21 protein-coding genes are annotated in these 25,535 nt (G+C 49.1%); 1 reads left to right on the forward strand and 20 read right to left on the reverse strand.

The window, feature by feature from the left end; all coding sequences use genetic code 11:
- Window positions 1-97: 97 nt before the first annotated feature.
- The 18 genes from BBG47_RS16560 to BBG47_RS16640 form a co-directional block, all read right to left on the reverse strand.
- Window positions 98-1,267 (reverse strand): DegT/DnrJ/EryC1/StrS family aminotransferase, encoded by a 1,170-nt coding sequence (locus BBG47_RS16560; protein ID WP_065292601.1) that lies wholly within the window; start codon window positions 1,265-1,267, stop codon window positions 98-100.
- Entirely contained in the window at window positions 1,260-2,375 is a 1,116-nt protein-coding gene (locus tag BBG47_RS16565) for a lipid II:glycine glycyltransferase FemX (protein WP_065292602.1), read from the reverse strand. Before BBG47_RS16565 ends, BBG47_RS16560 begins: the two co-directional genes overlap by 8 nt.
- Window positions 2,368-3,729, reverse strand: coding sequence for a polysaccharide deacetylase family protein (locus BBG47_RS16570; RefSeq protein WP_065292603.1), 1,362 nt, complete (start codon window positions 3,727-3,729; stop codon window positions 2,368-2,370). The genes BBG47_RS16565 and BBG47_RS16570 overlap by 8 nt, the downstream gene beginning before the upstream one ends.
- Window positions 3,730-3,759: 30 nt before the next feature.
- A complete protein-coding gene (locus BBG47_RS16575) occupies window positions 3,760-4,581 on the reverse strand; it encodes a GNAT family N-acetyltransferase (protein WP_065292604.1) in 822 nt (273 codons plus the stop codon).
- Between the two features lie 7 nt (window positions 4,582-4,588).
- A complete protein-coding gene (locus BBG47_RS16580) occupies window positions 4,589-5,197 on the reverse strand; it encodes a sugar transferase (RefSeq protein WP_065292605.1) in 609 nt (202 codons plus the stop codon).
- On the reverse strand, window positions 5,197-5,781 hold the full coding sequence (locus tag BBG47_RS16585; protein WP_254659840.1) for an acyltransferase: 585 nt from the start codon (window positions 5,779-5,781) through the stop codon (window positions 5,197-5,199). Before BBG47_RS16585 ends, BBG47_RS16580 begins: the two co-directional genes overlap by 1 nt.
- A gap of 5 nt (window positions 5,782-5,786) precedes the next feature.
- A complete protein-coding gene (locus BBG47_RS30745) occupies window positions 5,787-6,026 on the reverse strand; it encodes a hypothetical protein (protein WP_254659841.1) in 240 nt (79 codons plus the stop codon).
- Between the two features lie 16 nt (window positions 6,027-6,042).
- A complete protein-coding gene (locus tag BBG47_RS16590; protein WP_083189371.1) occupies window positions 6,043-7,338 on the reverse strand; it encodes a glycosyltransferase family 4 protein in 1,296 nt (431 codons plus the stop codon).
- The gene (locus BBG47_RS16595; protein ID WP_065292607.1) at window positions 7,335-8,021 is read right to left on the reverse strand and encodes a WbqC family protein; all 687 of its coding nucleotides are present in this window, start codon (window positions 8,019-8,021) and stop codon (window positions 7,335-7,337) included. Before BBG47_RS16595 ends, BBG47_RS16590 begins: the two co-directional genes overlap by 4 nt.
- The gene (locus BBG47_RS16600) at window positions 8,018-8,671 is read right to left on the reverse strand and encodes a PIG-L deacetylase family protein (protein WP_065292608.1); all 654 of its coding nucleotides are present in this window, start codon (window positions 8,669-8,671) and stop codon (window positions 8,018-8,020) included. Before BBG47_RS16600 ends, BBG47_RS16595 begins: the two co-directional genes overlap by 4 nt.
- A gap of 1 nt (window position 8,672) precedes the next feature.
- On the reverse strand, window positions 8,673-9,950 hold the full coding sequence (locus BBG47_RS16605) for a glycosyltransferase family 4 protein (RefSeq protein ID WP_065292609.1): 1,278 nt from the start codon (window positions 9,948-9,950) through the stop codon (window positions 8,673-8,675).
- The gene (locus BBG47_RS16610; protein ID WP_175400554.1) at window positions 9,937-11,088 is read right to left on the reverse strand and encodes an O-antigen ligase family protein; all 1,152 of its coding nucleotides are present in this window, start codon (window positions 11,086-11,088) and stop codon (window positions 9,937-9,939) included. Before BBG47_RS16610 ends, BBG47_RS16605 begins: the two co-directional genes overlap by 14 nt.
- Window positions 11,089-11,230: 142 nt before the next feature.
- A complete protein-coding gene (locus BBG47_RS16615) occupies window positions 11,231-12,544 on the reverse strand; it encodes a nucleotide sugar dehydrogenase (protein ID WP_065292634.1) in 1,314 nt (437 codons plus the stop codon).
- Window positions 12,545-12,571: 27 nt separating this feature from the next.
- On the reverse strand, window positions 12,572-13,711 hold the full coding sequence (locus BBG47_RS16620; protein ID WP_251488619.1) for a DegT/DnrJ/EryC1/StrS family aminotransferase: 1,140 nt from the start codon (window positions 13,709-13,711) through the stop codon (window positions 12,572-12,574).
- Window positions 13,712-13,750: 39 nt separating this feature from the next.
- A complete protein-coding gene (locus tag BBG47_RS16625) occupies window positions 13,751-14,776 on the reverse strand; it encodes a Gfo/Idh/MocA family protein (RefSeq protein ID WP_065292611.1) in 1,026 nt (341 codons plus the stop codon).
- On the reverse strand, window positions 14,773-16,608 hold the full coding sequence (locus BBG47_RS16630) for a polysaccharide biosynthesis protein (RefSeq protein WP_251488615.1): 1,836 nt from the start codon (window positions 16,606-16,608) through the stop codon (window positions 14,773-14,775). Before BBG47_RS16630 ends, BBG47_RS16625 begins: the two co-directional genes overlap by 4 nt.
- 41 nt (window positions 16,609-16,649) lie before the next feature.
- Window positions 16,650-17,330, reverse strand: a complete 681-nt coding sequence (locus BBG47_RS16635; protein WP_065292613.1) for a CpsD/CapB family tyrosine-protein kinase — start codon at window positions 17,328-17,330, stop codon at window positions 16,650-16,652.
- Entirely contained in the window at window positions 17,311-18,048 is a 738-nt protein-coding gene (locus BBG47_RS16640) for a YveK family protein (RefSeq protein ID WP_081676260.1), read from the reverse strand. The genes BBG47_RS16635 and BBG47_RS16640 overlap by 20 nt, the downstream gene beginning before the upstream one ends.
- Before the next feature lie 271 nt (window positions 18,049-18,319).
- Here BBG47_RS16640 and BBG47_RS16645 point away from each other — a divergent pair, with 271 nt between their 5' ends.
- Complete coding sequence (locus BBG47_RS16645; protein WP_021254370.1) at window positions 18,320-18,709, forward strand: helix-turn-helix domain-containing protein; 390 nt, start codon at window positions 18,320-18,322, stop codon at window positions 18,707-18,709.
- A gap of 401 nt (window positions 18,710-19,110) precedes the next feature.
- Here the strand turns inward: BBG47_RS16645 and BBG47_RS16650 are convergent, their stop codons facing one another.
- Window positions 19,111-20,421 (reverse strand): MFS transporter, encoded by a 1,311-nt coding sequence (locus tag BBG47_RS16650; RefSeq protein WP_065292614.1) that lies wholly within the window; start codon window positions 20,419-20,421, stop codon window positions 19,111-19,113.
- A gap of 112 nt (window positions 20,422-20,533) precedes the next feature.
- The gene (gene gltB, locus BBG47_RS16655; RefSeq protein ID WP_065292615.1) at window positions 20,534-25,135 is read right to left on the reverse strand and encodes a glutamate synthase large subunit; all 4,602 of its coding nucleotides are present in this window, start codon (window positions 25,133-25,135) and stop codon (window positions 20,534-20,536) included.
- Window positions 25,136-25,535 lie beyond the last annotated feature (400 nt).

Here is a 25,535-nt window from a genome sequence, read left to right on the forward strand (position 1 = left end):
GCTGAAAACCGGCCTTTTTGAACACGCACTTATAAAAAAAATGGAATGGGCAGCCGGGTGATTCCTTCTTCACTCGGCTTCTAAGCCTCTTCCTGTTCTACACACTTTGCCGATAAATCGCATTCTGCTGTAAATGTTCCAAAATGACACCGACCACCCGATCCTGTTCGGCACTCGTCAGATTCGAGCCGGATGGCAAGCATAGCCCTTGTGCAAACAATTGCTCGGACACACTAAGATGCGACTCGTGAGGGAAATATAAGCTGGAGTGGAACATCGGCTGCAGATGCATCGGCTTCCATACGAGACGCGACTCGATGCCGTTCTGCTGCAGAGCAGTTTTGATCGAGAGCGGATACGTCCCCGTACGCTTGCAGTCAACCAAGATAACCGTAAGCCAGCAAGTCGATCTTCCGTAGGTAGGTTCTGATATCAGTCGAATACCATCATAAGCTTCCAATACACTCCGATACCGCTGATATACAGCCCTCCTTGCGGCAATTCGCCCTTCAATCACGGTGAGCTGACCACGTCCAATTCCTGCCAGTACATTGCTCATCCGGTAATTGTACCCCATCTCATAATGCTCATAGTACGGCAGATCTTCTTTAGCCTGAGTCGCCCAATGTCTGGCCTTTCTAAGTGCCACGGGGTCGCTGCTCACCAGCATTCCCCCTCCGGATGTAGTAATGAGCTTATTGCCGTTGAACGAATATATGCCGAAATGACCGATTGTCCCACAATGTCTGCCACGATAGGTCGTACCCAGTGACTCTGCTGCATCTTCCACCACAATAATGCCATAACGATTGCAGATAGCCATAATTGCATCCATATCTGCGCTCTGCCCATAGAGATGAACAATGACAGCAGCTTTCGGCGTCTTCCCCTCCTGCGCAAGCTGCTCACATGCCCGCTCCAGCGCCTCAGGCGACATATTCCAAGAATTCGGCTCCGAATCAACGAATACAGGAATCCCGTTCAAGTACAGGATAGGATTCACACTAGCTATAAAGGTAAACGTGGAACATAGCACATAATCGCCCGCTTCTACCCCGGCCAGCCGTAAAGCCAAATGGATGGCCGCCGTCCCTGAGCTTAGCGCAACTGCTCCTTGCGCCCCTACATAATGGGCCACTTCTTCTTCAAATGCCTGAATATGCGGACCGACAGAGGACAGCCAATTGCTAGCAAATGCCTCATCGATTTTAATCCGTTCTTCACCTCCCATATGCGGAGGAGACAGATATATATAAGGCTTAGACATACTGGGTCACCTCTGCTGAGTCAATCCCAACCGCCATAAGTGAAGGGTCGCGATAAAATGGGAAATACTCGCTCTCCGAAATACCATTAAATTTGCTTTTCAATAATTTATATAGGTAGGGATCTCGTACTTTCCTTCCGACATAGAAGTCCAATGGTTCATGATTATTGAACCCCTTCTTGAAGCGATACAAGGAATCATTGCCCGTATAACCGCCGCCTAAATGAATCTTCTTAAATCCTCGTTCCTTGAAGTGCTGTATGGCGAAATACAGCAAAAAGTTATTGGGCGCGCAAGAAAAATATCGCTCATTGGAGGCGAGCAGATGATAGTGCACATGTTCACCTTCATGCAAAAATATCGATGCACAAACCAACTCGTCTTCCGCGTATATTCCCAGCATGGTGAGCTGATCGGATAGGCGAGCCAGCATGTCATAAAAGTATTGTTCAGTAAAGTAATAGCTGGCCTGAGCCTTAACACGATCCATCGTGTGATAATACATATCAATGAAAGATTGCAGCCGTTCTAACGTCATCGTTTCCTGCCGTCCAAAAAGTCCAGATTTCAAAGATACACGAATTCGATTCCGGTTCTTGGAGCTGAACTTGGCGAAAATATCGTCTACCGCCGGCTCTAAATCTACACTGATCGTATTGCGCACGAAGCACGGATCCACATCCATGTAATCCTGATGATTGCGATAAAGAGGATGAAATCTGACAAACTCCGTTATAATTTTTTGATCCTTACAATAGTTGGAGAAGGCTTGCTGAAATCGCCCAAGCAATCCATTACGATCTTGATCATGTGAAGAAGTGCATATAGGTCCTCCATAACCGTATGGGGTAATGATGTCGTACATTTCCGGAGCGTCTTCCCATAAGCGCTTAATATGCGGTAGTGTATTGACTTGCCTGAGAACAAATGGATACATGACAGTTCCGGTATCTTCTTTGTAAATAAATAGACGTGCCGATTCTTCCTGTCCGCTCTCGTATAAGGAGCAATAGCCTGATAACCAATATATGTCCGGATCTACTATACTCTTGGCAAGTTCATCCCATTGCTTCCACTCGTCAGGCGACAGTATTTGAACATTACCCAATTGGACACCCTCCTTGAATGACGAACGAATGATAGTAATTCGCATATGGCTTCCAGAACGAATTGCGAATATTGGAATTATGCCACAATAAAACGAACTGTCCGCGATATCGATGCACGACTCCTAGAAGGTTATTCATCTGCTCAAACATCTGAGCGGGTTCAAGTCCTTGATAACCGCCAAGGCTAACCTCCATTGCGGTTAGAGGGAGCTCTAGTAGAGATAAAGGCTGTCTGGCATGAATATCAAAGACACGGTATGAATGGCAGATTCCGCTGCGAAACCCGATTTCATCGGCATACCCAATCGTACTGTCTATCTTCATCCCGGCTCGCTCCCATATGCCCCATGTATCCGGAACACGGAAGCGCAAATAATGATGCCTTCCCTCTGTCACCACGCATCCCGCCGCCTCTTGAATCCGCTCCTTCTCTTGCAAGAACAACTCTTCATTGCAGTATGCATCATAGCTGGGGTGGAATCCGACGATATGACCGCGCTCACGTACGCGCTTGAGCACCGAACGAGCGAGTTCTCCCCGGACGTCATATCGATTGTCGTAAGAGGTCGTGCCCCCCGCCATAAAATAGAACCTGGATTGAACTCCTGCCTGCTCAGACAGATCCATCAGCCAATCGAATGTATCGTATGGATCGGCACATCTACCTGATTTTACTTGTATGTATTCCTGTATGCTTCTAATGGGAGCCAATGGGTTGAAGTTGGCCAAGCCTCTTGCCATACTCCGAATAAGACGCTTCGTACCATCCCAATACCGCAGATCATCCACATCATGCGTCACAATCAATTCAAAGGAACGATTTGTTCGTTCTGTCTCTAGCCCTACTTCAATGAGCATATTCCAGAGCATCTCCGCCATCTCGTTCACAACAGGACGCTGCCAGAAGCGGCTTCGAACAGCTAAACTGCTGGATGAGGGGAACCGTTCATGACGGTCTCTTATGTTCGCGCACTCTTCCCATCGAGTGAGCATAAAAAAGCAAGCAGCAAGCAGATCCGCTTCGCAATACAAGTCCCCTCCATCCACTCGCCATTCCCCTCTCCCGAACCATATGGGCATATCCCCTTCGGGAGCAAATCTGGAGTTGGCATAGGACACACGTAGTTGGTTCGTATCCGCGGACAGGTAAGACAGTCCATCCTCATATTGAGCAAAGAATGCATCTCTGATATACAGGCTGCTCCCGTTCGACAGTGCGAACCGGATATAGGGAGACCGATCCATATCATCGTCCACGACGAGCTGGTACGGTAATCCAAGCATATCGCCGATCAATTGTTGAATGATATATGTTCGTTCGGGCACGAACAATGCAGGTATTGTAATATTCATGGCCCTTAACCCTTTCCTGTCCTCATCTTGTCAAGACAATGGCTTCACCATGCGAAACGCTACAGCCAACTGCTCCATGCCGGAGTGAGGCGGCTCTTCCCCTCCGTCTGACACAAGCACCCTTCGATGCGGGGCAAGACGTGCAAGCAGAGCAAGCACATCCTTATTCATAGCAGCCTTCAAGCGAATTCGGAAAAAGTTCTCCTTCATAAGCACAATTCGTTCTTCTTGACGATCGAAGCTCACGCGGAAGAATCCATAGCCATACACTTCGAGGCTGGCTACTGCTTGCGGCCAGTCCTGAACCATATAATTCAAGCTGGTCTCTCCCGCTTCTACGTCCTTCCATTGATGCAGCGGAGCACTTGCATACCAATAATAAGCATGCTGGCGAACGAATCCGTTCCGCTCATATAGCCGAATGGCAGATTCGTTCGTGTCGAATGCATCAAGCTGCACGGAAGAGAAGCCCTCCTTCGCGGCGTGAATGCTTGCCTGCCGAATCACATGGGAACCGATGCCCCTTCCTCTGAACGGAGCAGATACATAGAAATTGTTCAGAAATAAGATGTCATCGATCAGTCTCCATTCCGCGAAGCCAATCAGAGAATCCACATTCCTATACATCCCTATAAAATGCGAAGTGAAACGAGATGGCGGGATAGCAAGCGAAGCACGCAAGAAATCAGCATATCCATGAGCTGAAAAAAGCGTCGCTTCATAGAGTTCCGCAGGCATCCATGTCTCGCTCATGCGGGAAATTTCCTCATAATGTGCCGGTTCCAGCGTTCGGACATGAACAGATTCGCCTCGTGACTCGATGCAGCAGTCAGGAAATAATCGTTTCCACATGTCCCCGTCACCCCTCGCGGCTGTGATATCGTTCCTTATCGAGATCAGATGCCCCACGACTTCCGGGAAGTGCAACTCCCTCCCGCTTGACCACAGTAATGATTGTTAAGAACAAAATTTTGATATCCAGCCAGAAGGACCAGTTCTCCACATATTGGACGTCAAGCTCCAAACGTTCATTCCAGGATAGATGGTTCCTTCCCTTCACTTGGGCTAATCCAGTAATGCCCGGACGAACATGGAATCGTTTTTGTTCCCGCTTCGTGAAGTACGGCAAGTGCTTCACGAGCAAAGGCCGTGGCCCAACCAGACTCATGTCTCCGCGCAACACGTTCCACAATTGGGGCAGCCCATCCAAGCTCGTTGAGCGCAGGAACGTACCAAAAGGGGTAATGCGGTGGGCATCTGGAAGCAGTTGCCCTGCACTGTCTCTGGCGTCTGACATCGTGCGAAATTTATAAACCTGGAATACGCGCTTATCCTTGCCCGGCCTCTCCTGCTTGAAAATGGCTGGCGAACCTAATGCAACGCGAACGCAAATATAGGTAATAAGGAGAATCGGGCTGATTACGAGCAGTAAAATGGACGAAACTGCAATATCGAATATACGCTTCATTACTGATGCTGCAGCAATTGTCCCTCGGCCACTTGACGGAGAACACGTGCAGGAATCCCCATGACCAATTGCTGTCCTTCCACATCTTTAGTAACAACACTTCCAGCCGCGACAACGGCTTCTTCTTCAATGACAACCCCCGGCAGCGTTACGACTCCAGCCCCAAGACGTCCGCCCTTCTTCACAGTTATTCCCTTCATCCACTTAAATCGTTCCTTCGTCCGGCCAATGAAATTGTCATTGCTCGTGATAACACCCGGCGCTACAAATACATCATCACCAATGGTGGAATAAGCCGTAATGTAACAATTCGTTTCCAACTTGCAGCGTGCGCCTACCGTACAATCGTTCTCTACCGAAGCTCCGCGTCCGATAATCGTACCAGCACCTACACGTACACGTTCACGCACAGTAGCTAGGTCGGCGACGAATACATCCTGCTCCAGAACAGCACCCGCATATACGATGCTAGCTGTTCCAATCGTGCAGCCTTCCTCGATGATGCACGGATCCTGGCTTCCTCTATCTTGAAGCACAGATCGTTTCGCACGAAATGGCTGCTTGCCGATGACGGCTTGATCCATAATCGTTACCCCATCGCACACAACCGTCTTCTCTTCGATGATGACATGACGGCCGATAACCGCTCCCTTGCCAATGACCGCACCTGCTCCAATGATGCTCCCATCACCAATGCAGACTCCATCTTCGATTGCACTCCATCACCAATTACACAGAAATATCCCAGCCTCACCTGTTCCCCCATTCGAATATCCTGTCCCAACACTTGCAATTCTGCTGCTGCTCGCTTGTCATCATTTATCCCCATCTTCGAATCATCCCTTCTACACATCGTAGGACGCAGCCGTATTCCGCTTGCTAACTCGCTTCTCGTTACGCCCAACGTCCTCCGCTATTGCCGCGGAAAGCTTATAGGACATGCGTTCCCAATCATGCTCTCGTTCCACATAATCTCTTGCTCTGCGGCCCATTTCCTCCCGATCCTTCAACTGCCTCGCCAGTTTGGACAGAGCTTCGCTTAATTCCTCCGGATCTTGCAGGACAAGACCGATTTGTTCCTTTGCAATGACCGAATCGTCAATCTTGCCAACGAGAAGAGTCGGCAATGAAGAGGCCATATAGTCGTACATTTTGTTGAAGCTCATGCCCCATTTGTATACAGAAGCATCTCGCAGCGCAATTAACCCTACATGAGCCAGCGCCAAAAGTGTGGGCACAGCCTCCTTCTTCACGAGTGGGAGGAAGGCTACATTAGTCAATCCCGCTTGTTCCGCCTGCTTCACTAGAGCTTCCTTCTCCGGTCCGTCCCCAACAAAGACGAATTGAATATTACTGTCGGTTCCCTTACTAAGTGCTGCTGCTTCCAAAAGATGATGTATGCCGTCAGAAATACCGTGCGATCCGGTATAAATCGCAATGAACTTCCCTTGCCATTGTTCAAATTGGCGCTCCACCTCAGAAGGGAGTTCGGCCAGCGGAAGAGCGAAGCGCTCCATATCGACGCCATTAGGCAGAACCAGCACCTTCGATCCCAGCCCGCTCTGCTTCTCCACATAATCAGCAGCTTTATCGAACAGCACGATGATGCGGGACGCCTTCCGATATAGATGAGATTCCAGCCAATAGAGTGCCTTGACGATCGGATGGTTCGGCGACATCTTGCCGAAGTCTATGAGTGTCTGCGGCCATAAGTCTCGTTCCTCGAAGTAGAATACCGCATTATGATGAGCAGCGAGGCGGGAACCGATCCATGCAGCCGCAGGATGCATAAGGGATCCGATGATGAGATCTGGGCTCTCTTTGCGCCGCCGCCCCTCCCAATAACAGCGCCATGTATAATCCAGCATATTCTTAATGCGCCGCCAATCATTGCGCCTATAAGCCGTTGTGCGGAGCCAGACGAACCGCACTCCATCATATGTCACTTCCCGAACCGCATTGCGCGAGCCTTCCAAATGATTAATCCAATTCTGATGCCCATAGGCGGAAGCAAATATCGTGACACTCGCTCCTTGCCTCACAAGCTGCTTCGCCAAATCAAAATGACGAGTCCCTCCGCCTGTGCCAGGGGCGACTCCGTAATGATTCACGATCCATATGTTCATTCCAGCTACACTCATACTGCCGCCTCCTTCCAATGCAAAGTTTCCACTTGCATCGCATAATCCAGCGAGCTTAACCCGCCCGTAAACCCTTCCTTGGCATGTCTTTGCGGATAAGAAAACGGTGTGAATTCGTGATATTCCACCCGGATTCCATATTTGTGAAATATGGATTCATCTAAATACTCCCTGCCGCTGGGACCTGATAAATAAACATCGCCGCCTGCCTCATGCACGAGCTGAGCAAGCAGCTCCGATTTACTCCCATCTGCCAACATGGAACTGGAACGGATGAGCGGAGTGCGAATGTCCAGCCAGTTCATGAGCAGCTCGATGCTCGGGATAGCAAAATCGACAAGACGCTCATATTTCGCACCGTAGAGATCGTGTAGTTCATTTTTCCGCTGAAGATACCCAGGGCATTTGCCATAGCTGGCTTCGAGCTGGCGCAAATGATCCGCCTGCCAGTCGCGGTTGTTCGCAATTCGCACATCGATCGTCCTCGTTCCGAACAAGCCTTCCTTCGCTACGGGAATAGTCAGCCATTTCGGCCCACCTTGCGTGTCGATCATTGTACGATTTTGATAGCCATTTTTCGTGAATTGAACGGTATCGAGCAAGATGAACAAATCCGAGCAGGCCATCTTATGAAAAAAACCAAGCCACGGCAGGACATTCGGCTGATGAATGCTGACAATCATATTCTCACCCTGAGGGGTTCAAAGGCTTCGGCATATTCTTCACCGATTTGAACGCCTCGAATTTTGGCCAATCCAAATACCATCTCTCTCGTAAAATAACTCCGGTTCAGATGCAGCTGAGAACGATATTGCTGCAAAGCCTCCCATTTCCGCTCCATATATTTCCGGTCAAGCGGGGCAAATATTCGTGAATTGGTGCTCAGTTGATTCCAAGGGAGCTCGTAACCGTAAAGGGATTGTTCCTTGAATGCACGCTGGCTCTCACTACAGATGACTTGATGATCTTGGTGTATATCGGACGAGGATGGCACTAGGACCAAATCCGGTTTCATGTCTCGCTTCATTCCAACGAGAACTTCCAGCAATTCTTGGCGATGGGTGGGAAATTGGCGGACAGGGAATCGATAGATGATGCGATTGTCATGTGGAATTTCCAATACGTCCATGGATGCATGAAATTCATGCGCCAGCGTGTCTTTGGCGAAATCGCCCGGCAGTGATTGCTCAGCTACCGAAAACGCCGCGACAACCACATTAGCTCCTGACTCGATCTGCTTCGCAATAAACGCGCCGCAGCCAAGTTCCGCATCATCCGTATGAGGAGCCAGCACCAAAATGTTACGAGCGCTAACTTGTGTTGGTAGTACCATGCTACTTTACAACCTTCCTTTCACGTTCCCTATTCATCGTGCCAAAGGCAGTTTGCTGTACTTCTTCCTTCCTGATGCGGCCCGTGACGTCGGCATAAACATGCAGCAGCTTTTCTTTTTCTACATTCCAATGATAGAGAGACTGAACTGCTTCTTGCCCGCGGCGCCCCATTTCTTCCGCTTCTTCATGATGCGTAATGAGCCAATCGATTCGTTTCGATATGCCTTCAAGATCGAAGGGGTCGACGCAAAATCCGCAGCCTGCTTGCTCAATAATCTGCCTCCACTTCGGGAAGTCAGAGGCGATGACGGGAATGCCCGCCGCCATATATTCGAACAGCTTGATCGGGAGCGCGTCTATGTAATTGATCGTCGGGTGCAAAATAACGAGCCCTGCTCTCGAACGAGCCATCGTTTCATATACCTGCTTGCGGTTCAACTGCCCGAGGTAATCAACTTTGGCCCAGCCGGAACGTCCCATAGCAACATGCTTCTCCTCGGCAGAAGCGAAGGAACCCGCCAGCAAAAGCTTTTTATCCGGTATTCCGAACTCCATGGCGCCAACTATCTGCTGAAGTCCACGAATATTCCCGATGGAGCCGACATAACAGACGGCGTCCTCCTTACCTGCATGTTGGGAAATGCCAACGAATTCCCCGGATTGTGGTGACTCGGCAGTTTGTACGAATTCGTCCAGAATTGGATAATTGCACACCGTCTCGGTGTAACACTTCGGATGTCTAGCGAACCGTTCCTCAATATGAGTCGTTGCCGTTACAATCGCATCGAAGCGAAGACTAGCCCAGAGCTCTATCCGCTCCACCAATCGAGATACGCCGCCTCTTAGCCACTTCGGAATCCACCCTTTGCTCAAAATCTGGCGCGGGACATCTTCATGCACATCGTATATGACTCTGTATCCCTTTTTCTTCAGCCATATCCCTATTGGAATCAATTCTGGATCATGAAAATGGTATATGTCTGCATCTATTTGCCTCGCCGCCTGATAGAGTCGCCATGTTGTCGTCCACATTCTCTCAGACCGAGAGCGTGGAATCGGCAGAGGGACAATGCGCACCCCTTCAATAACTTCCTCTCCATGGTGCGGTACAATGAACAGTGTGTTATATCCCGCCTTGGCCAGTGAGACGGCTTCTTTGTACGTTATGCGGGAATCGTTGGCATCGTGGGCCGTACTAAGCATGCATACCGTGAACAAATGATTACGCTCATGATGATCCACCACCAATCCGCTGCTGCCATATTTAACGGTGTGCAATAGAATGCTCCTCCTCTCGCGCTGCTAATAATCCTGCTTTAGTAATGACTGGAAGCAAGCCGATTACGGCAAAGAACGCTCGATTGTCGGGAATATCGCCACTGACCGTTACATTGAACAGCATGGCTATAAATATCATGACCAGCACGATCCAGCGCTCGGATTGAGCAGATTTCAAGATCAATATCGCATATCGAATCGTAATGCCAATCAGTAAAGCTAAGAGCAGCAAGCCAATACCTCCGAGTTCTACCATCACTTCGATGAACAGATTATGCGGATAATCGCGGAAATCGTCCATCTGAGACAGCACAGGCCATGATCCAATCCCATTGCCCCGCAATGGGGATCTCAGCCAGTAATCCCCCGCTTCGCCTGCATACGACACCCTTGCGGAGGCCGACCCCCCAATTCCATCACTTCCCGGCATCAGCAGAGATAGCCGAAGCAATGTCTGTGGTGGATTCGGGGATGCAGACCATATTACCGCTGTAGAGATCGCCCCCGCTATCATGGCAAGCAACAATAAGCTGTAACGCCTTACGTACATCCGATTGTGCTCCAATCGAATCGAATACAGCATCGGCAAGAGCAAGGACAGAAATGTTGCTAGCAGAGGACCTCTACCCCCGCCAACAAATAAGTGAAACATACAAATACCGAATGAGAACAATGAGAACAATTTATACAGGGCTTCTCTCTGTCCGAACAGAAGCTGCCACATGAATACAATTGCACCTAAGCTTGAAATTTGGCCTGCTCCTAAATACGTGCCACCCATAACATTGACAAATCCCTTCCCCCCGGACGCTGCGTAGGTGAGAATCCCTTCCCCTGCAATCCATAAGGAGAATATGCCGAGCGCCATTATGAATCGCTGCACCCGTTTCGGTTCCGAAGCAATGATCCATGAGCTGCCGATGATTGACCACAACACGAGTGTAAGCATCTTGGACACTTTATCTGTGGCATAGATCTGGCTTGGGGACCAGATTAGCGACAGCATCGCATAGGCTGCGAGCAGAAGATAAATGGCTGTCACCATGTAGCTGTCCCATAGAACGATGAACTTCCTCTTCATCAGTACATAAATCGATACCAGCACGCCGAGTCCCAACGTCAGCATCGTGATGTCCATCGGTATCCAACTGAATCTTGGATCAGATTTGAATACACCCGCGAACAGAAAGATTACAAATAACATTTCAAAGGAAAAAAGGGTGTGAAGGAGACTCTTCAGAAGGTGATCAATCCGAATTGCGCTGGCACGCCGATGGTGATTAAAGTCGATAATATTTGGCTGAACCATACTCGCCCTTAACCGCATTGCGCGTATCGTATACAACTTGGGATTGTTCACAGATGAACTGATAATCGAAAGCGGAATGATCGGTTGTAATGACCGTAATATCCGCTCCTCCCAGGAGCTCTCCCGTTAATTCCGCCGCTTCCATACACTGTCCTCGATGGATGCAGTGAACGACATGCGGATCGCTAAATACGACATCTGCCCCCTTCGACTTCAAGGCATCCATAATAGTAAGCACGGGAGATTCCCGCCAATCGTCTACATCCTTTTTGTAAGCCATGCCGAGCAAGACGATGCGTGAATTTTTTATTGTTTTCCCTTCTTCATTCAGGATCGAACCAATACGAGTCACTACATATTCCGGCATCGTACGGTTGATTTCACCAGCCGTTTCAATGAGCCGCATATGGCAATTGTATTCACGAGCTTTCCAGCTTAAATAGAACGGATCGATCGGAATGCAGTGCCCGCCGAGGCCAGGTCCCGGATAGAACGCCATAAACCCATATGGCTTCGTCTTCGCGGCATCAATGACTTCCCAAATGTTAATCCCCATTCGATTGCACAGAAGGGTCAGCTCATTTACAAGGGCGATATTGATGTTGCGGAACGTGTTCTCGAACACCTTCTCCATCTCCGCAACTGCGGGAGAACTTACTTCAACCACATCCCCTTCCAAAACAGACCGATAGAGCTGAGCAGCCACTCGGGTGCATGACGCTGATATACCGCCAACTACTTTTGGTGTGTTTTTTGTGTTATAGCTTTTGTTGCCTGGATCTACCCGCTCCGGAGAATACGCCAGGAAAAAGTCAACGCCACAGGTAAGGCCTGAAGATTCTAGAATGGGCTTCACCAACTCATCCGTCGTCCCGGGATACGTCGTACTTTCCAAGATCACTAGCATTCCGGGACGCAAATGCTTGGCAATTTCTTCTGTGGATTGCTTGACATAGCTCGTATCCGGTTGATGATAGCTGTCTAACGGAGTCGGCACGCAGATCGTTACGACATCCACTTCATTCATGAACGCAAAATCTGTAGTTGCCACTAATTTATTCGTCTGCACCATCATGCTCAATTCTTCGTCGACGACATCGCCGATATAGTTAATCCCTTGATTAATCAGGCTCACCTTCGTGTCCTGTACGTCGAACCCTATGACTTGGAAGCCGGATTTGGCCTTCTCCACCGCCAACGGCAGGCCCACGTATCCCAAGCCTACTACGCCGATCACTGCTGACTTATCAAGCAGCTTTTCCATTAGCACATCGGCCGCACTGATCGTTAAAGAGCTGGCAACTACACTCATTTATTTATCACGTCCTTTAAAAAACTGTGTCACGATATCTATAATGTATTGCTGATCCTGCTGAGTCAGTTCTGGGAACAACGGCAACGCCATACAGCGAACGGAGGCCTGTTCTGCATGCGGCAGGTCGCCTTCGCTATACTCAAGCGGGCGATATACCTCTTGAAGATGCAGCGGAACCGGATAATAAACACCGGAATCAATTCCCTGCTCCTTGAGGTGCGCCATTAACTGTTCACGCTGATCCGTCTCAATAATGTACAAATGATAAGCATGCTTTCCATAATCCAGCTCTGTTGGAAGTATAATAGGCAATTGTGACAGCCCTTCTTCGTACTGCTTCACCTTCTGCCGGCGCACGTCTGTCCATTCATTCAATCTGCGCAGTTTGACACGAAGCAAGCTCGCCTGAAGCTCATCCAGCCGGCTGTTATAGCCTACTCTCGCATGATAATATTTCGGATTCGATCCATGAACACGCAGCATGCGTATGGTACGGGCAAGTTCAGCGTCGTGCGTCACGACGATGCCGCCATCTCCGAATCCCCCTAAATTTTTGGTAGGGAAGAACGAAAAGCATCCCGCAGTGCCAAGACTTCCCGCCTGCTTCCCGTTATAATCGGCGCCCAGCGCCTGACAAGCATCTTCCACAACATGAAGTCCATGCCTCATGGCAATGTCATTCACGGCATCCATGTCTGCCATCTGTCCAAAAATATGTACCGGAATAATTGCTTTCGTGCGTGGCGTTATCGCTTTTTCGATACATTCCGTATCAATCAAATACGTATTGGGGCTCACATCGACAAACACAGGAGTTGCCCCAACGCGCGAGATCACTTCCGCACTGGCAAAGAAGGTAAAGGGAGAGGTAATTACCTCATCTCCAGGACCGACGCCGAGCGCATCTAAGGTCAGCATGAGCGCATCTGTTCCATTCGCTACTCCAACGGCATACGGAACATTCAAATATTGCGCCAACTCTTCTTCGAACGCTTGAACTTGCGGGCCGTTAATATAATGGCCGCTAGACAGCACTTCTTCTGCAGCCCTCAGCAGCTCTTCTGAAATCGACGCATAGGAAGCTTGCAAATCAATAAGAGGGATGCTGCGTTTTGTTTGCACGAGAATATTAGACAACCGAATCTCCACCTTCACCTATTAGTCCATTCATTCCGATTACAGGGAAATGAGCTGCTCTTCGCTGCTCCGTTGATTCACGCTTGCATCGTAGATTTCCAACACCATCTGCAGCGCTCTCTTGCCATCTTCGCCTGATACATGCGGATCACGATCATCGCGAATCGCTTCGACCATATCCCGAATCATGTGGGTATGTCCGGGCTCGCCAAAAGGATTTAAATGCGTATGCTCAACAAATGCCAACGCTTCTTGCTTATCAAGGGATGCAAAGTTCCAATATTTAATCCAGTGCGCGGTTGGACCGCCGATCACCGCTGAACCATGCTCGCCGAACAATGCAATCTCTTCCTCTAAGTTGTTCGGATAGACGGTCGAAGCAACTTCTACCGAGCCAAGTGCGCCATCGGCAAATTGCACTACAGCCAATGCCACGTCCTCCATTTCGATATTTCTCAGCCGCGTTGCCGACATGGCTCGCACTTTAACTGCTGGCCCCATCAGCCAAGCTAGCAAATCCATCGAATGGATGCCTTGATTCATCAGGACGCCGCCATCCATTGCTTTCGTTCCCCGCCAAGGAGATTGATTGTAATAGTCCTGGTTCCGATTCCAGCGAAGCTTGACGCTCGCATGGCTCAGCTTGCCGAATCTCCCCTCATCCAGCATTTTCTTCAATTGCACAATTGCCGGACGATAGCGGTTCGGATGTACGACCGCCAGCTTCACCTTATGCTTGCTGCATGCTGCTATCACCCGCTCTGCATCAAGAATCGTCAAGGCGAGCGGCTTCTCCACGACAACATGCTTGCCAGCCTGAGCCGCTTGAATGGCCATATCCGCATGCAGCCCGCTCGGCGTGCAAATAATGACCACATCTACACATGGATCCTGCAGCATGTCTCTATACTGCAAATACGCCGCAATCCCGTCCTCTGCCCACGGTCTCATCCGCTCCGCGTCCGAGTCGCACAACGCTTGCAGTACTGCTCCTTGTACGTTCTGAATAGCTTCCACATGCTTTGCTGCAATATGGCCGCATCCTACAATCCCGAATCGTATCATCGTGCCATCTTCACTCCTTCATCCGAACTCGAAATAGTTTCCATTAAAAAACGCTTCAAATGTAGGGGGTTATCAAGAAGAAGCTCATTGAGCTGCTTATTCCAGTGCTCGAATGCGCGCTCCTCTATCAGAAGCGGATTGCCGACAAAAATGCGCTGATGTTCCGTTCTCCGCAATCCCTCCTCCTCCGTTGACAATTCCTCATGCAGCTTTTCCCCAGGTCGTATTCCCGTTACTTCAATTTCAATATCTTTGTAAGGCTCAAAGCCGGACAAACGGATTAAATCTGTTGCTAAATCCAAAATTTTAACAGGCTTGCCCATATCCAAGATGAATACCTCTCCGCCAACGGCATAGGCTCCAGCTTGAATTACTAAGGCAACAGCTTCTGGAATCGTCATGAAAAAGCGCGTCATATCCGGGTGTGTGATCGTGATGGGCCCGCCCTGCTGGATCTGCTCCTTGAAGCGCGGAATTACGCTGCCGCGGCTGCCAAGCACATTGCCGAACCGAACCGAAGTAAAGTTCGTACTGCTGCGCTCGTTCAGATGCTGGATGACCATCTCAGCCATTCGCTTCGTTGCCCCCATGACACTCGAAGGATGCACAGCCTTATCTGAAGAAATAAGGACGAAACGCTCACTGCCAAATCGATGGGCACATTCCGCTACATTCCTCGTTCCGTGCACATTATTTCGAATAGCCTCGGAAGGGTTCAGCTCCATGAGCGGGACATGCTTATGCGCAGCCGCATGAAACACGACATTCGGAGCATATTCGTGGAACAGTTGTTCAAGTCTTGGCTTATTTTGAATATCCGCAATGATTGGCATAATTTCCAGCCCAGGATGAAGCCGGCGAAGCTCCGACTCAATGGCATAAATACTGTTCTCTCCATGACCAAGCAGGAGCAATAATTGCGGACTAAGGGCAGCGATCTGACGACATAACTCGGAGCCAATAGAACCCCCAGCCCCTGTAACAAGAACCGTTCTACCCCGAATATAATTGCAGTTGTCTTGCAAATGTAGACGAACAGGCTCTCTCCCAAGCAAATCCTCGACGTCTACATGACGAATATCGTTCACCGTGAGCTTGCCCTGCATCAGGTCATCCAGACTAGGCATCGTATAAATATTGCAGCCCGTTGTCTTGCAGCAATCGATAAATTCGGCAATTTGCTTGCGCGGCAAGGAAGGCAGGGCGATAATAATGTCCTGAATCTGATATTGCTGTACAGCTTGCATAATCGAATCACGGCCACCAACGACCGGAATGCCCACGATTTTTTTGTTCCACTTATTCGGATCATCGTCGATGAACGCTGCAGGCAGGGAGTCTGAATGCTCATTGTCCAATATCTTTTTGGCCACTAGCGACCCACAATCACCCGCTCCGATAATGAGAATGTGACGCTTCACCCGCTGATGGCTCACCGTACGTCTCTGCCTGTACCTTTGCAGCATTCGGATTCCTCCGACGGACAGAAGAACCGTCTCATAGGTCATGATCATAAACCCCCATGGCACCTCATTTCCCCATAGGAGAATAGATATCATCGAAGACATACCACAGCCAGCCGTAACGGCAGACGCAATTAACAACACATGTCTACTATCTGCATAACGCCATACTTGTTCATATAAATTGAACACCTGGAAGCCGATCAGACAGCAGACGATGGTAAGCACGCTGAACCCGAGCACGAACGAATTTCCAATCTGTCCTTCGTTAGCATGGATCGTAAGCAAATAGGACAGCCCGACACTTACAGCAATGCATCCTGCATCCAGAACTGCAAAACTCCCTTTCTTGAGCCACCACAATTTCAACTCCATCACTCCATTAGTTCAGTTGTCTCTATCCCGAGCAGCTATTTCATCGCAATTACCTGTGAATTCAACGAATTGCGCCGTTCGACTTGATTGAGTACAGTGCCGATAATCGTACCGTTCACGCACTCTATGGCCTCTTTCACTTTCATGAGCGTAGCAGCTTTTACTTTTCCAGATTTGACAACGATCAGTACCGCATCGCACAAACCTGACAATATTAGTCCATCCGTGACTTTCGTTATGGGGGGCGAATCGATAAGAATCAGATCGAATTGTTCTGCAAGATGACTTAAGAGGTATTCCATTTGAGAGCTGCCCAACAGCTCGGAAGGATCACTGTTCGTCGGATTCCCAGGGAGTATGAATAAATTAGGTATGGAGCTTTCTTGTATCATTTCTTCCGACCATTGCGCAGATTCCAAATAATCGCCTAATCCGCTGCGCTTCGAGAGGGAGAATACATGGTGAAGTGTTGGCAGGCGCAGATTCGCATCGATGATTACGACTTTCTTTCCTTCCAGCGCGAAGGCAATTCCCAAATTGCTAGCTACCGTCGTCTTGCCTTCCCCATGCACGGATGAGGTCACCAAAAGCGTTCGATCATTTCGCTTGGCTAGCATATAATTCAACTTCGTTCGCAATGCGCGGTACGTTTGGGAAATGTTAGACGTCTTCTTCATATGCACTAATAGCTGAATTTTACGTCGATATCGGAACATTCTTTTTATCACCCGCCAATTTGGTATTCGCTGTCTTTTGCGTCAACATATCTCCTCTTTTGCAAGGTTCGATGGACACGAGAGGTGAAAGTTCCAGTTCCCTCAGTCGTGCTTCATTTCGCACAACATCTCCCGTCATATCTTTCATGCTGACAAACAGCATGAGTAAAATAAAGCAAGCAGCCCCAACGATCACTGTGTTGCGCAATACATGGGATTCGACTTCTGGAATCATGCGCTGTTGGTGATTCGGGTCATCGAGAATGAGAATGTTGTCCATTTTGTAGATGAATGCTACTTGTCTTTTTAGCGTGCTTGTTACATCATTCATAATGTCAATCACTCTCGATTCTGAGACGTCTCGAACGGTTATAGACATTACTGGGGTTTGCTCCACCGTGCTTACCGATATGCGATCCGCGAGTTCACTGATTGACAGGCCCCAGCTTGGATTATCACGTATAACCGCCCCAAGAATAGTAGGTGTCTTAATTAATTCCTTAAAGGTGTTCATCAAGGATATATTCAAATTCATTCTTTCCATCGTCATTTCTGCATCTGAACCGCTATTACTCATAATCATCTTTACTGTAGAGCGATAGGTCGGTTTTTGAGTTACTTGCATGAACAATGCCGCAAGCAATGTTACAATAAGGGTAGTGATGATTAGAAACCATTTTCTACGGTTGATAACTTCAAGCAAGGTTAGAAGTTCGATGGTCGTTCACTCCTTTTTGATGGATTATAATGCTTCTCTACTTGAGGAAACGTAATCGATTTATCTTCAATTGACCATCATATGGGGGGGACACTATAATAGAAAAAGAGGTTCTAAAGTCATAGTTTTGATACATTTTGTAACCTTAAACTACTTTTAGATTAAGATACATTTTGTATCGTGTCAATTCATTTCTGTATAATTTATAATTTTTTTGCGACATATTGTTTCAAAAAGGGTGTATCGTCTTAGCAAGGGAGGAATTGTTGGCATGAGTACCGGAAATCGCATATCATATCTTCGAGATCAGAAGGGATGGACACAAGAGGGACTCGCTGAGCTGCTGGGTATTACCCGAGCCGCGCTTTCTCACTATGAAAAAAATCGCCGCAAGCCTGATTTTGAAACGTTGACCAAATTAGCGGATTTATTTGGAGTATCTATAGATTATTTGGTGGGACGCATCTCCAATCCAACAACAACCTTGACACATGAGGTTCGTGAGTTTGCAGACGCTTTGGAGTTGTCTGACGAAGACTTGATGAAGAGGTTCCGTCTTACGGTAGATGGACGTGAGCTGTCTGAGGACGAATCGCGACGCTTCATCGCATTTGTGCGTGCCGAGCGTTCCATGCAGCCAACTTCCAGAATTAAGAAATAACCATAAGAAAACAATACATCCTCCATTGATCAAATGGAGGATGCTCATCTACATACTATTCAATTGCAGGTATAGCCTCCGGTCGACGGTATACATCAGGCCATCGTTCAAGATCAATTTGCAATTGAGTCAAAATATCAAAAATATCTAGTTTAGTCTGTTTATTGTCTAGACTTGTTTCATTTTGACTTTTCAGATTATGATTCTCCCCTATTCCTCCCATAACCCGTACCTCACTTATCTTGTAATGACCACTGCTATAGCTCTTTATTTAGTTCCAAATTGCCATATTTCAATCTTTATTATAACCCATAAGATGCAGGTACACTGTCGTATCATGGGGAGAGGAGCGTACCTATTCAGTTCTACTTTTGTCGAATTTTATACGTATTCTTCAAAAATTACGAAGATGAAGGAAAAGAGCGCGGACGAACCGAGACTTTGCCTTGACGTTGAAGCCATGCATGAATGATAAAACTAATAATCGATAATACCGCAATCGCGATTGAGATGACTGCTACGCCAGCAAGGCCGCTATGATCATAAGTAACACCTAGCAAATATGGACCTATCATCCTTCCAATAGAGCTGATTCCTCCTGCAACCCCCATATAGAATGGAGCCTCTCGACCAGCCCGAGCGGATAGGAATGCTGGGACAGCCGGGGATACAAGCATTTCTCCTAGCGTTGCCAATGCCATTCCAAGCACGAAACCTGCATAGTTCGGCACGATCCAAATGACGAGATATGCCGCTCCATAAAAAATGCCGCTCCATGTCAGCTGATCCGTTACACGCTTCGCTACGGTTCGCTTCATCCATGTTGTAATCGGCTGAGCTGCAAAGATAAGTACGCCGTTCAATGTCCACAGCAGACTGTACATTGAAAGGACCATGCCCTGATCTGCAATATGCGGGGCAATCCCGCTTCCCCACAAGGAATTCGCCAGCCATATGAACATGGCCCCTAAGGACATGAACAAATATATGCGATAAGCGGCTAGCTTATTCCGTAGTGTCTGTTCCGGCAGCACTCCGGCTGAAGGCTGTTGTCTATCACCAGAATTTACTGCCGCTCCAGTACCTTGACTCTCAAGAGCTTGTCCGTAATTTGTCTCACTATTCTCTTGCACGGATCCCTCTTCCTGCATGCCTTGCAGGAAGCGATAGAAGAAGAAGGCAAACCCAGCTGAGGTGACTCCGTTCAGCATGAAGGTTAAATTAAACGAAATGTCTGCGAGCACACCGCTCAATGCTGTTCCCAGTGCGACCCCGATGTTGTTCGCCACATAGATCACATTGAATAATTCGTCCCGACGGTCAGACCAGCGAAAGCCAATAAAAGATTGAATCGCCGGCATCGATACGGAATTGGCTAGGCCAATCGCCCCCATCGTAATGATATATCCCCACCAGCTGGCATATGCCGTGAACACGAGCGAGAATTGCAGCACGGAGGTAATCGCCAGTGCCCATACAAGCAGGCGTCGCACTCCTACCCGATAATACAAACCCCCGCCAAGGAACTGTCCAAATACGCCGCCGAGCATTTGTATCAGAATGACGAATCCGGCATCAGCCAAGGAGCGATTTAATTGCGTGTGAACAAACAACGTCGTGAGCGGCCACATGAGAGCACCGCCTGTTGAATTAATCATGCTTGCCCAGATAAATACGTTCATCTCCCGCGTATAATTGCGGAACGCCCCCATCGGCGAAAACTTCATGGTATCACCAACGATTTCTAGTAGAAGTAGGTTGAAAAAAGCTATGACCTGCGCCCGGATAGTTCCGAACTGCAGGCCATAGCTATCATACCATAATTTAGTTTCCGCTAGCACGTGATAAATCGCGCATATTCGCTTCAAATGCGGCAAGCAGCGCCGCTTCACCGGTCATCCCCTGCGCCTCTACCTTCGCAATTTGCTCCATCATGCGCTTGTAATCCTTCGGAATGACACGGACGAATTGCTCGCTTGCTCCATTGTCCCATTGCTGCAAGATTCGTTCCCCAATGGTGCTGCCCGTTGCTTGCACATGACGCTCGATCATGCCTCGCACCTGCTGCTCTTCTTCCGCTCCTTCAAGCGGCTCCAACAGCACCATTTCTAGATTGCAGCGGTTCAAGAATGTACGATCCTCATCCCATACATATGCGATACCCCCGGACATACCTGCCGCGAAGTTGCGCCCCGTCTTGCCGAGCACGACGACACGGCCGCCAGTCATATATTCACAGCCATGATCGCCTACGCCTTCGACGACCACATGTACACCTGAATTGCGAACCGCGAAGCGTTCGCCAGCGATTCCGCGAATGTAGGCTTCACCGCTTGTAGCCCCGTAGAATGCCGTATTGCCGATAATGACATTGTCCTCGGCTGCAAAAGTAGCCTGCGGAGACGGCTTCACGATAATTTTACCGCCCGATAACCCCTTGCCGACATAGTCGTTGCTGTCGCCTTCAACCGTCAACGTCATGCCGCGTGGAACAAATGCGCCGAAGCTCTGTCCAGCAGACCCGATAAACGAGTAACGGATCGTATCCTCAGGCAGTCCTACCGCGCCGTATCTTCTCGTTACCTCGCTGCCCAATATTGTGCCCGTCGCACGATTCACATTGCATATCGGGAATGCCCCTTCCACTGGCATTCCTGATTCCAGCGCAGACTGCGCTTCGGGAACGAGCCTTGTCATATCGAGCGTCTCTTCCAAGCCATGGTTCTGTTCGCGTACTTGAATGCGCGAGGAACCTTCTGGCATCTCAGGCTGATACAGCACCGAGGACAAGTCGAGATGCTTCGCCTTCCAATGATCCAGCGCATCCTTCATGCCCAAGCATTCTGTACGCCCAATCATCTCATCCAGCGCTCGGAATCCAAGCTCAGCCATCCATTCGCGAAGCTCCTCTGCAATGAAGAGCATAAAGTTCACGACATGCTGCGGATCGCCTGTAAAGTTCTTGCGCAGCTCTGGATTTTGTGTCGCCACTCCAACAGGGCATGTGTCCAGCTGGCATACTCGCATCATAATACAGCCGACCGTAACAAGCGGTGCTGTGGAGAAGCCATATTCCTCAGCTCCCAGCAGGGCAGCGATAGCAAGGTCGCGTCCTGTCATCATCTTCCCGTCCGTCTCCAATACAATACGATCGCGCAAGTTGTTAAGGATCAAGGTCTGATGCGTCTCCGCCAATCCAAGCTCCCACGGCAAGCCTGCATGGCGGATCGAGCCCTGCGGTGAAGCGCCAGTGCCACCGTCATAGCCGCTGACGAGAATTACATCTGCACGCCCCTTGGCTACTCCGGCAGCAATCGTTCCAACACCGACTTCCGAGACGAGCTTCACATTGATGCGCGCCTGCGGATTGGCATTCTTCAAATCATAGATCAGCTCAGCCAAATCCTCGATCGAGTAAATGTCATGGTGCGGCGGCGGAGAAATCAAGCCTACTCCTGGTGTCGAGCCTCGCACTTCCGCAACCCATGGATATACCTTGCGGCCTGGCAGCTGACCGCCTTCTCCCGGCTTGGCTCCTTGTGCCATCTTAATCTGGATCTCATCTGCGTTAACGAGATAATGAGATGTCACACCGAAGCGTCCAGATGCCACCTGCTTGATCGCGCTTCTTCGGGAATCGCCATTCGCATCCTTCACATAGCGGGCTGGATTCTCTCCGCCTTCACCGGAGTTCGACTTGCCTCCGATTCGGTTCATGGCGATAGCCAAGCTCTCGTGCGCTTCCTTCGAGATCGAGCCGAACGACATTGCTCCCGTCTTGAACCGCTTCACGATCGATTCGACGGATTCCACTTCATCCAATGGAATCGCTGGGCCAATTGGCTTCAAGGTGAACAACGAACGAAGGGTTCGGCTGCTGTTGTACTCTCCTTGCACCAGCTTCGAATACTTCTTGAACAGACGGTAATCGTTCGTACGTACAGCTTCCTGCAAGGTATGAATGGTTTGCGGGTTGAACAGATGCTCCTCCCCGTCCTTGCGCCACTGATACTCGCCCCCGGAATCCAGTTCCGTATCTCTTCCCGGCTGTGAGGCGAAAGCACGATAGTGATGAGACAATGCCTCCTGCGCTACCTCCTCCAAGCCAATGCCGCCGATTCGGGATGGCGTCCAAGTAAAGTATCGATCGATAAAGTCCTGCTTCAAGCCAATTGCTTCAAAAATTTGTGCGCCGCGATAAGATTGTACCGTCGAGATTCCCATCTTGGACAAGATCTTCACAACGCCCTTCGTCGCGGCCTTCATATAGTTCTTAACTGCCTTCTCGTGCGTAATGCCGTTCAGGATGCCTTGGCGAATCATATCATCCAGCGTCTCGAACACCAAGTATGGGTTCACCACACTGACGCCATAGCCAAGCAGCAGTGCATAGTGGTGTACCTCGCGCGGCTCGCCCGATTCGAGCAATAGGCTTACCTTCGTACGCGTCCCTTGGCGAATGAGATGGTGATGAAGGCTGGATACTGCAAGAAGCGCCGGAATAGCCGCTTGATCCTCCTCCACGCCACGGTCAGACAGGATGATTAAATTATGTCCCTTGCCGATAACCCGATCAGCTGCCTCGCACATCGTCTTCAAAGCCGCTTCAAGCCCCGCCGCTCCTTCTGATGCTGTGAATAAGATCGGAATGGTGATCGACTTGAAGCCTGGTCTGCGAATATGGCGAAGCTTCGCAAATTCTTCATTGGAGAGCACGGGAGAATCGAGCTTAATCTGGCGGCAGCTCTCCGGCTCTGGAAGCAACAGATTCCGCTCAGGCCCGATCGTCGTGCCCGTCGCAGTGACAATCTCCTCGCGAATGGCATCGATAGGCGGGTTCGTCACCTGTGCAAATAATTGCTTAAAGTAATTGTACAGCCGCTGCGGACGTTCAGATAATATCGCGAGCGGTGCATCATATCCCATTGATCCAAGCGGCTCCACACCTGTAGCCGCCATCGGCTCGATAATCTTGCGCAGTTCCTCATAGGTGTAACCGAATGCCTGTTGGCGCTGCTGCACATTCTCATGCTTCGGCTCAGGCACTTCCGGCGCGTCCGGCAAATCCTTAAGACCGACCAAATGCTCCTCCAGCCAAGCTTGGTATGGGTTCTCCGCCGCAATCTGCGCCTTCACTTCTTCATCTGAGATGATGCAACCTTGCTTGGTATCTACAACGAGCATACGCCCAGGACGAAGGCGATCCTTGTAGGCAATCTGCTCTGGCGCAATATCCAGTACGCCCGCTTCGGAGCTAAGCACAATCATATCGTCCTTCGTCACACAGTAACGAGATGGGCGCAATCCATTGCGATCCAAGGTGGCTACAATTTGCACGCCGTCTGTAAACGCCATTGCCGCAGGTCCATCCCAAGGTTCCATCAGACAGCTGTGATACTCGTAGAATGCCTTCTTCGCCGGGTCCATGCTGTCATGATTGTTCCACGGCTCAGGCACCATCATCATCGCAACATGCGATAGCGGACGTCCCGCCAAATACAGAAATTCAAACGTATTGTCGAACATCCCCGTATCTGAACCATCGTCATTAATGACTGGCTTCACCTTCTCCAGATCAGCGCCGAAGACGTCGCATGCGAACAATGTCTGACGCGCATGCATCCAGTTCACATTGCCGCGAAGCGTGTTGATTTCACCATTATGAATCATATATCGGTACGGATGGGCACGCTCCCAACTCGGGAACGTGTTCGTGCTGAAGCGTGAATGAATAAGTGCAATCGCAGATTCGAGCAAATCATGCTGCAGATCGAGATAGAACTGCCCAACTTGCTCGGTGGTCAGCATTCCTTTATATACAATTTTCCGGCAAGACATGCTCGAAATATAGAACGTGCTCGCCTCCTCTTCCCCGGTATAGCGAATTTCCCGCTCCATCCGCTTGCGAATCATGTACAGCTTGCGTTCGAAGGCCAGCTCACTCTCACTATCCGCATTCCGTGCGATAAACACTTGGCACACATAAGGCTGAACTGCCCGTGCGGATTGGCCAAGACCTTCCCCGTTCGTTGGTACAGTACGGAATCCGATTAATTGATGCTCTTCCTCCTCAACGATCCGGCGAAGACGCGCTTCATGCTCTTCCCTCGCTTGCTCATTCTGCGTCAGGAACAGCATACCCACGCCGTATTGACCCGCTTCCGGAAGTGTAATTCCTTGCTGCTCCAACTCGCGAGCAAAGAAGCGATGCGGAATTTGCAGCATAATTCCTGCTCCATCGCCTGTATTCGGTTCGCTTCCTTGACCGCCGCGATGCTCCATATTCACCAGCATCTGCAGCGCTTGACGTACGATATCATGGGACTTCTGCCCTTTAATATGAGCGACGAAGCCCATTCCGCATGCATCTTTTTCAAATCGTGGATCATATAAGCCTTGCTTGGGAGGTAATCCGTTCAGTTTCATACGAAGCAACCTTTCTATTTAAAAGTGATCGACATACATTGCATAGGATCGACAGCAATCAACACGTTCTCTTTATGAATTTATAATTATTCATTTGTACTGTTTAATTATTTTATCACCACGTCAATATGATGGCAATTTAATATTTTTATGTCCTTGATAAGTTATAATAGTTGATAAATCCTTTATATAGAGCCAAATAAATCAATCCCCCTCTATGCATAGATCACCATTTTCGTTTATAAATTCTCGTTCTTTTTTTGCATTTTTCGATATATATAATCCATTATCTTCTTATACGAGGATAAATTATATTGTTTTCTCCGCATATATATTCATTGATGTGTATATTAAATTTCACTGCTGTCGCAGCACCTACAGACCATTCAGCCAATTATTG

This window comes from Paenibacillus sp. KS1 (assembly GCF_001680695.1).
GTDB lineage: Bacteria > Bacillota > Bacilli > Paenibacillales > Paenibacillaceae > Paenibacillus_B > Paenibacillus_B suaedae.